Raw genomic sequence first — 6,403 nt, 5'->3', positions numbered from 1 at the left:
ACCAAGCGAACAGGTCGCGCTTCTATAAAGACGTTATGGCAAGGATGGCTTAGGTTACAAACCATCCTTGAAGGGTATGAACTCGCTAAGTCTCTTGATTAACCAGACTTGTGATCAAGAGACAGCCCTCGGGAGCCTTTTCTTTATTGGATGATAGGGGAGTTATGTCGTTAAACAGCTAAGCAGCTAAGCAGCTAAGCAGTTAAATGCTGAACTACGCTTGTTTGTTTTTTAGGGTGGATTTCAACATTTGGAATAGCCATTGATTCAAAGGCGCGTCTTTCTGTGAACGACGGCAGCTCATCACATAACCCACATCGATCGTCAGTTTTTCGGGTAAATCAATACTACGACAGCCTTCTGGTACGCTGCCATTGAGGGTGATACCAAAATAGTCGGATTTGAACACAACATCGTGAATCATCGCAGGGTGGTCGACTTCCACTCTTGGGTTGACATGAAAACCGATATTCCTAAGGCGAGCAAGGATCGGGTATTTATTGTCATTCCATCCCGGGGTTTTAAATAGAATGATTGGGTAGTTGGCGAGCGACTCAAAGTCTTTCGCTGGATGATCCTCTCTCACGAAGAACACCACTTTTCCTTTGCCGAATTCCATTTGAGAAATTGACTGTGGCAAGGTTTCATCAAAGTAATGAACCGCTATGGATTCTTCGCCGTCGATGAGCCTGTTCCTCACATTGCTTCCCCACCGAACGAATGAGTAGTGAGCATGCGGGGCTTCTTTACTGAGAGCAAAGTAGAGCTTCGAGCCAAAGCGCTCCCAGAACAGTGTATTCGCGTAGATTTTGATATCACCTTGGTAAGTTTCTGGCGAAAATACTTGGTGTTTAATGGCTTCAACGCTGCTCAAGATCTGCTCAAAATTTTCGATGTTGGTTTCAACAAAAGTTGTGGGTTCAAACCCGTGTTTGGTTTGAATGAACAGTGCGTCGTCGAGCTGTAACTTTAATTTCGAAAGGTTCTTGCTGATCGCTCCGGAGGTTTTTCCTAGCGACTCCGCAACCAGTCCAACATTGCGAAGTTCATACATACGCTTGATAACGAGGATATTTTGAATGTCTAGATTGATGTCCACAGGCTCTCCAAATGAATCCTTTTATAGGCAGTAATTTCGGTGCGGTAGGCGTACAGAAATTATGTGACTCTAATATCATAGTGGTAGTACAAAACAGATAAGACAGAACAGCGTCAGAACTTCGCTAATCCTTTGATTTTCCATTTGGTAAATCTTGCTTTTCCTCGAATGGCTTTCACTCAAGCGCTAAAGTTACCTCAACAAAGAAACACAGATACCAAACGAACAAATAATTAAAAATAATATGAGGTGATGTATGAAAAAGTTAATCGCACTAGGCTTAATGGCTCTTTCAATGAACACGGCTTTTGCTGCCGACGGTACGTATACAGGGACTATTGAAGTGGCAAGAAGCGAAGGTAATCAAGTAAAGGCTGAGCGTGTTGAATCTGACTTAACACTGGAAGGAAGAAATGAAGCGTCTAACGGCGGAATCCAATTCCAAAAGAACGTAGATCAAGACCAAACGATCCAGCTTACAGGTCGTCGTGATTAACGTTAAAGATGTGCTTACCATTGTCATGAGAAATGCTGCGCCCTTGGGTGCAGCATTTTTCGTTATTGGGTTGTGGAGTATTTTATAAACTCTAGCGATCTAGCCTTGGCATGTTGTGTAACGTGTGGCATTTTGTTGTTCTCTAATTTAGATCGCTATTGGGTGTTGGTTAAGCATTACAAACCAGTAAGCGAACGACTCGAAAGGACAAGGAATGACTCAAAAAGAAACGGGAATGATTCGTCATATTCTACTGATTAAGTTTAAAGAAAACGCTGAGGCTTCAGAGGTTCAAAAACTAAAGATGCTGTTTGAAGCGATGCCAAACAAGGTTGAAGGGGTCACTTCAGTAGAATGGGGATTAAATGACAGCCCTGAAAACAAGAATCAAGGTTATACCCACTCGGTGTTAATGACATTCGCCGATGAAGACGGTCGTCAGAATTACCTTCCGCACCCTGAGCATGATGCGCTGAAAGATGTGTTTCGTCCGCTTTTAGAAGACATCATTGTGTTTGATTACTCCCTGTAATTAGGTTCTGAGTAGGTCTCTTGTGTTTGACTTACCTTCGATAATGAAGAGTTAGGGCCTAGCGTTTAAGCCCTAACTAAATAAGAAACGACTTACTCTGTTGGTGAAATCGTGACTGGTGCAAACGATGCAACCGCATTACCGCCAGCGCCTGGGCGGTTAACATAAGGCGTGTTTTGCATTAAGGTGTAATACACATCCACGAAGTCATCATCATTGACTAATACGCCTTCAGGAATCACATCAATGATCTTACCTGTGATCTGAGGAATGATCGCATAACCCTGAACTTCAGGATCTGGAATCATCTTCAATATCTCTTCTGCGGCTTCAACTAGCAGTTTGGCTAACGCTTTATAATCGGTGCCATCATCGTGTTCCATCAAGATCATGTCTGCAGCGCCCCAACGGTAGCGAGGCCAGAAGATGACGGTCTGGTTCGGGTAGTACGTCTGTTTGTCGTAGTCCAGATAAGGCATCTCAACCAGGTCGATCTGTGGTTCTATACGGCTTGCATTAACCCCAGTGACAATAGCGTAGATTTCAGCTTTGCCAGAGATCCAAGGTTCTCTATCAATGGCCAAACGAATCTTAGATAATTGGGTGGTGTTCAATTCTTCAGGTTCAGACATCGTCATTGAGCGAGTCGCTTTGCCTAAGAATGTTTGTTTCTGAATTTTGGAGGTACTGGTGTCAGTTTTGCTATCGCTATTGATTTGCGTGGTGGTGCCTAGTTTCTGCATTTCGCTCTGCATTGCCATTAAGCCTGCTTTGAGTTCTTCTGCGCCGTTACTGTCAATGACAAATACGGGAACGTCTGGCATTTGGTACACATCTAATTCATGAACCTGTCCGTACACGTCATACGCTTCAATGTATTGCCAATTCGAATCGTCGCCTGATGGTTCAAATGCAAACAGCGGGTTTTCACCATTCTTCCAAGCTTCGATCATCGCTTCATCAGCCATGCGAACCTCTAACACAGAGTCGCTGAAGTCGTTGATCCCTTTCATCTTGCGATAACCAAGATCCGCTTTCTGCATCCGGCTTGAAAATGCAGAGTAGGGCTGAGTAGAGCTCAATTTATCTACAGGCGCGGATAAGTTCTTTTCTGAGATCTGAGCCTTCAATGAAAGCTCAAGATCGGAATAACGCTCGCTGATTTGTAACGCCAAAGATTGCTTTTGCGCAGCGCTACTTTCTGCAATACCTAATGAATCAGTTGTCTCAATATTTTGCGCAAAAGACTGGAAGCCAACCACTGTCGTTGCAAGCACCATACTGATAGGAAAAGATGGTCTCATAAATAATCCTTATTTTAATTTTTATCATTAATAGAGCATTTGCCCTATAAGGATTAACCTATCAGTAACGTGAATGTGTTCAAAAGTTAGTCAGTTATTTTTGTTTCGTTGTGCAGCACAGGATCTCAATTTAAACTGTTTTTATAAAACAATGCCTAAGTAACCTTGATATTTATAAATTAATAAACGTATCAGTAAATAACTTACAATATTATTAGCTACTACAGTGTGTCATAAAAAAAACTACTCAAAGTGAGTAGGTTTTTATTTCGCGGTTAACCGCTAGTTCTCGATTTACAACTTGTTTGAGAGGCTCGCTCTAACTCAATCTAAACGTAACGTTAGGCCAGAGTAGTTCGAGTATCCGCGCAGTAACACATGATAGGTGACACCCGGTTGCGCGCTCACACTGCACTGCTCATTGTTTCCTGCACGATAAGGACGGCAATCGTAACTCGATGTCGTTGGCTTGCTGCCTGATTTCACGTAAAGATCGGCATCGCCTGAACCACCAGACATTGAAACCGTCACGCTAGATGCAGAATCAACAGTGAACGTGTAGAAGCTCTCTGAGGATTGGTTCCCGCTTAGGTTCGAAATTGGCGTGCCTTTCGTCAGCACATTGCCAGTTGGCGGCGTTGAACCACAACTTGCATTCACGCCTACGGTATTAAAAGCATCTTCAACATCGGCAACCACATAGCCCATGTCTGCTGCGGCTTTCGCTACGCCACAAGCTCCTGCGTCAAAGGTACTGTTTGCCGTCCAATACAACTGGTTGGCAACCGTGAATATTTCAAAACCCTTACGTACATTCCAACCCGATTTGTTCGCTAAAAGATAAAAGGCACGGTTATAAACACCGCTAGATAAGTGAACGTTCAAGCCATCGTAGTATTGCGAGGCGTGATCAATCGAACGACCATCTTTTGAAGGTTGATCAAAGTAACGCAAGCCGCCTTCTGATTTGAATATATCGCTTCCGACCACCCAATCCACACTGCCACGTAAGTAGTATTCAGCCGCTTCGCCCGCAATATCGGAGAAGGCTTCATTGATACCGCCCGACATGTTTCGGTACACAAGGCCGGAGTTTTGCTCGGTGAACCCGTGGCTGACTTCGTGAGCACTCACGTTGATGTCGACCAATGGGTAAAAGGTGTTTTTGCCATCCCCAAAGGTCATGGATGAGCCATTCCAGAAGGCATTTTCATAATCGGTACCGTAATGAACGCGCATCGTCAGCTGGAAAGTTAAAGGCGACGTGTTCATCCACTCTTTGTACATATCAAACACGACATTACCAAAATAATGCGCATCGTTAAGAGGCGAGTAAGCACCGTTAATGTACTTATGATCGGTGTAGTTGGTGCCGTCGGCACAGTTGTAACTGTAGGCTGCGCTGCCAGACGTTCCGTTCCTCAAATCGACGGTCTTAACAGAATCGTTTTCTAACGTACAAGTTGTGCCTGTCTTGTCGATGGGAAAGCTAGGGAAGTCACTGCCATATTCATATCGAGTGGTTTTAATATTACCACCGGGGCCAGTACCCAATGCTTTAGCGTGGTTTAGCCCATTCCATTTTTGGAGCACATCGCCAGTCGTGGCATCAATAAAGTAGAAAGGGCGTTCTGGCATAGAGGATGCGATAAAGAAATCGACCAGATACACCACTTGGGCGACTTGGTTCTCATCCAATCTCACCATCAGTTTCGCGTTTTTATTTTCAATCGACTTTTTGCCGACGGTAAACGTGCGGTGAGAGGAGATCGCAGCTTCTATCGCTTGTTCCTGATTCAGTTTTGGCGCGATGCTAGATAGGTCACCACTGATCCCCTGTGCCATGGAACCGAACACTTGAGTGGGTTGGTTCTTGGAAAGGGTGGCCACGACCGAAGTATCAAAGACGGGTAAACCTAGGTGAGTTTGTTGGTAGCGAACTTTCGTTTTTCCATTGGGCAATACCACCCGTTTAACTTCAGAAAAACCTAATTCAAGTGGAGCAACACTCTTCGACTGCGCGACGAGGCTTTGTTGTAGTAATGCATCATTATCGACTCTGACCATTTCTGCAGCGTGTGCAGTAAAGCCGAAAGACGTACCTAGAATGGCTGCTATTTTCCAGCTTAGTTGACGTTGTTGGTTCATTTTTCGTTCCTGATTTTAATATAAACTCCTTCTTCCCAACGGCTTTATAGGAAGTCTATATGCAACACATCTGTGCCATGTGTTGCGAATCAAGATTGGAAGAGCATTTGGAATTATGACAAGTTTATCAGGGAGATTTATTTTTAGAGTATGTAATTCAAAGTTTACAAAAGTTCTTATTGATCAAATTGTTTTTATAAAATTTAATTTTGTTATTGATCGTAAACGTATGAAGGGTCGGGAGTTATTAAAATCCGCTTTGTTTGAATCTATAGAATACGTTTCTCTAAGTTAACTTCGATATTTTTCTGATTTTACCTTAATTACAGATTAGTAAATAAGAGGGTGTTTGGAAGTGGAAACATTGTCTTAATTATCAATAGTAAACTTGTTTTAACAATACCATTAAATACAGAACTCATCTTTTCTACATTTGATCTTGTTAGACAGAAGAAGATCTACATTTTCTTGTTCAATCACAAACTAAGAACGATAAGTTGTTGTTATAAATGGAGTAAGTCGCTTAAGATAGACAGCATAAGAAACTAGACAGAAAACTCTGTAGTTAAATACAGAGTTTTCTGTCTAATCACTGTTAGTTTATTGGGTCAGTTTGGCGAAAACTACAAGAGATAAAAATGAAATTAAAAAGCCTAAAAATATCTAGCTTTAGAGCTATCAATGGTGATGAAAACATTATCAGTTTCATTGATAACAATATAGTTTTTATATTCGGGAAGAACAATATAGGGAAATCAAGTATTCTTCATGCTTATCAATATTTTGTAAAGCCCAATCAAGCTGCACAAATTACTGATTTCTAT

The 6,403-nt window shown here is 42.5% G+C and carries 6 protein-coding genes; 3 read left to right on the top strand and 3 right to left on the bottom strand.

The window, feature by feature from the left end; all coding sequences use genetic code 11:
* Positions 1–214 precede the first annotated feature (214 nt).
* On the bottom strand, positions 215–1,099 hold the full coding sequence (locus H5300_RS24925; protein ID WP_102547485.1) for a LysR family transcriptional regulator: 885 nt from the start codon (positions 1,097–1,099) through the stop codon (positions 215–217).
* 256 nt (positions 1,100–1,355) lie between these two features.
* On the opposite strand from H5300_RS24925, the gene H5300_RS24920 reads away from it, so the two are divergent.
* Together H5300_RS24920 and H5300_RS24915 are read left to right on the top strand one after the other, a co-directional pair.
* Positions 1,356–1,595, top strand: a complete 240-nt coding sequence (locus H5300_RS24920; RefSeq protein WP_182797181.1) for a hypothetical protein — start codon at positions 1,356–1,358, stop codon at positions 1,593–1,595.
* Positions 1,596–1,809: 214 nt separating this feature from the next.
* A complete protein-coding gene (locus H5300_RS24915; protein WP_017062393.1) occupies positions 1,810–2,127 on the top strand; it encodes a Dabb family protein in 318 nt (105 codons plus the stop codon).
* A 92-nt stretch (positions 2,128–2,219) separates the two neighbouring features.
* Here H5300_RS24915 and H5300_RS24910 read toward each other — a convergent pair whose 3' ends face one another.
* Together H5300_RS24910 and H5300_RS24905 are read right to left on the bottom strand one after the other, a co-directional pair.
* Complete coding sequence (locus H5300_RS24910) at positions 2,220–3,431, bottom strand: DUF3103 domain-containing protein (protein ID WP_182797180.1); 1,212 nt, start codon at positions 3,429–3,431, stop codon at positions 2,220–2,222.
* A 324-nt stretch (positions 3,432–3,755) separates the two neighbouring features.
* The gene (locus tag H5300_RS24905; RefSeq protein ID WP_182797179.1) at positions 3,756–5,579 is read right to left on the bottom strand and encodes a M4 family metallopeptidase; all 1,824 of its coding nucleotides are present in this window, start codon (positions 5,577–5,579) and stop codon (positions 3,756–3,758) included.
* Positions 5,580–6,217: 638 nt separating this feature from the next.
* Here H5300_RS24905 and H5300_RS24900 point away from each other — a divergent pair.
* Positions 6,218–6,403 (top strand): AAA family ATPase (locus tag H5300_RS24900; RefSeq protein ID WP_182797178.1); only part of this gene is annotated, 186 nt, incomplete at its 3' end.

It is taken from the genome of Vibrio sp. SG41-7, from assembly GCF_014164465.1.
Taxonomy (GTDB): Bacteria; Pseudomonadota; Gammaproteobacteria; order Enterobacterales; family Vibrionaceae; genus Vibrio; species Vibrio splendidus.
Note: the sequence above shows the minus strand (reverse complement) of the source record. Positions and strands in the feature narration are given on the sequence as shown.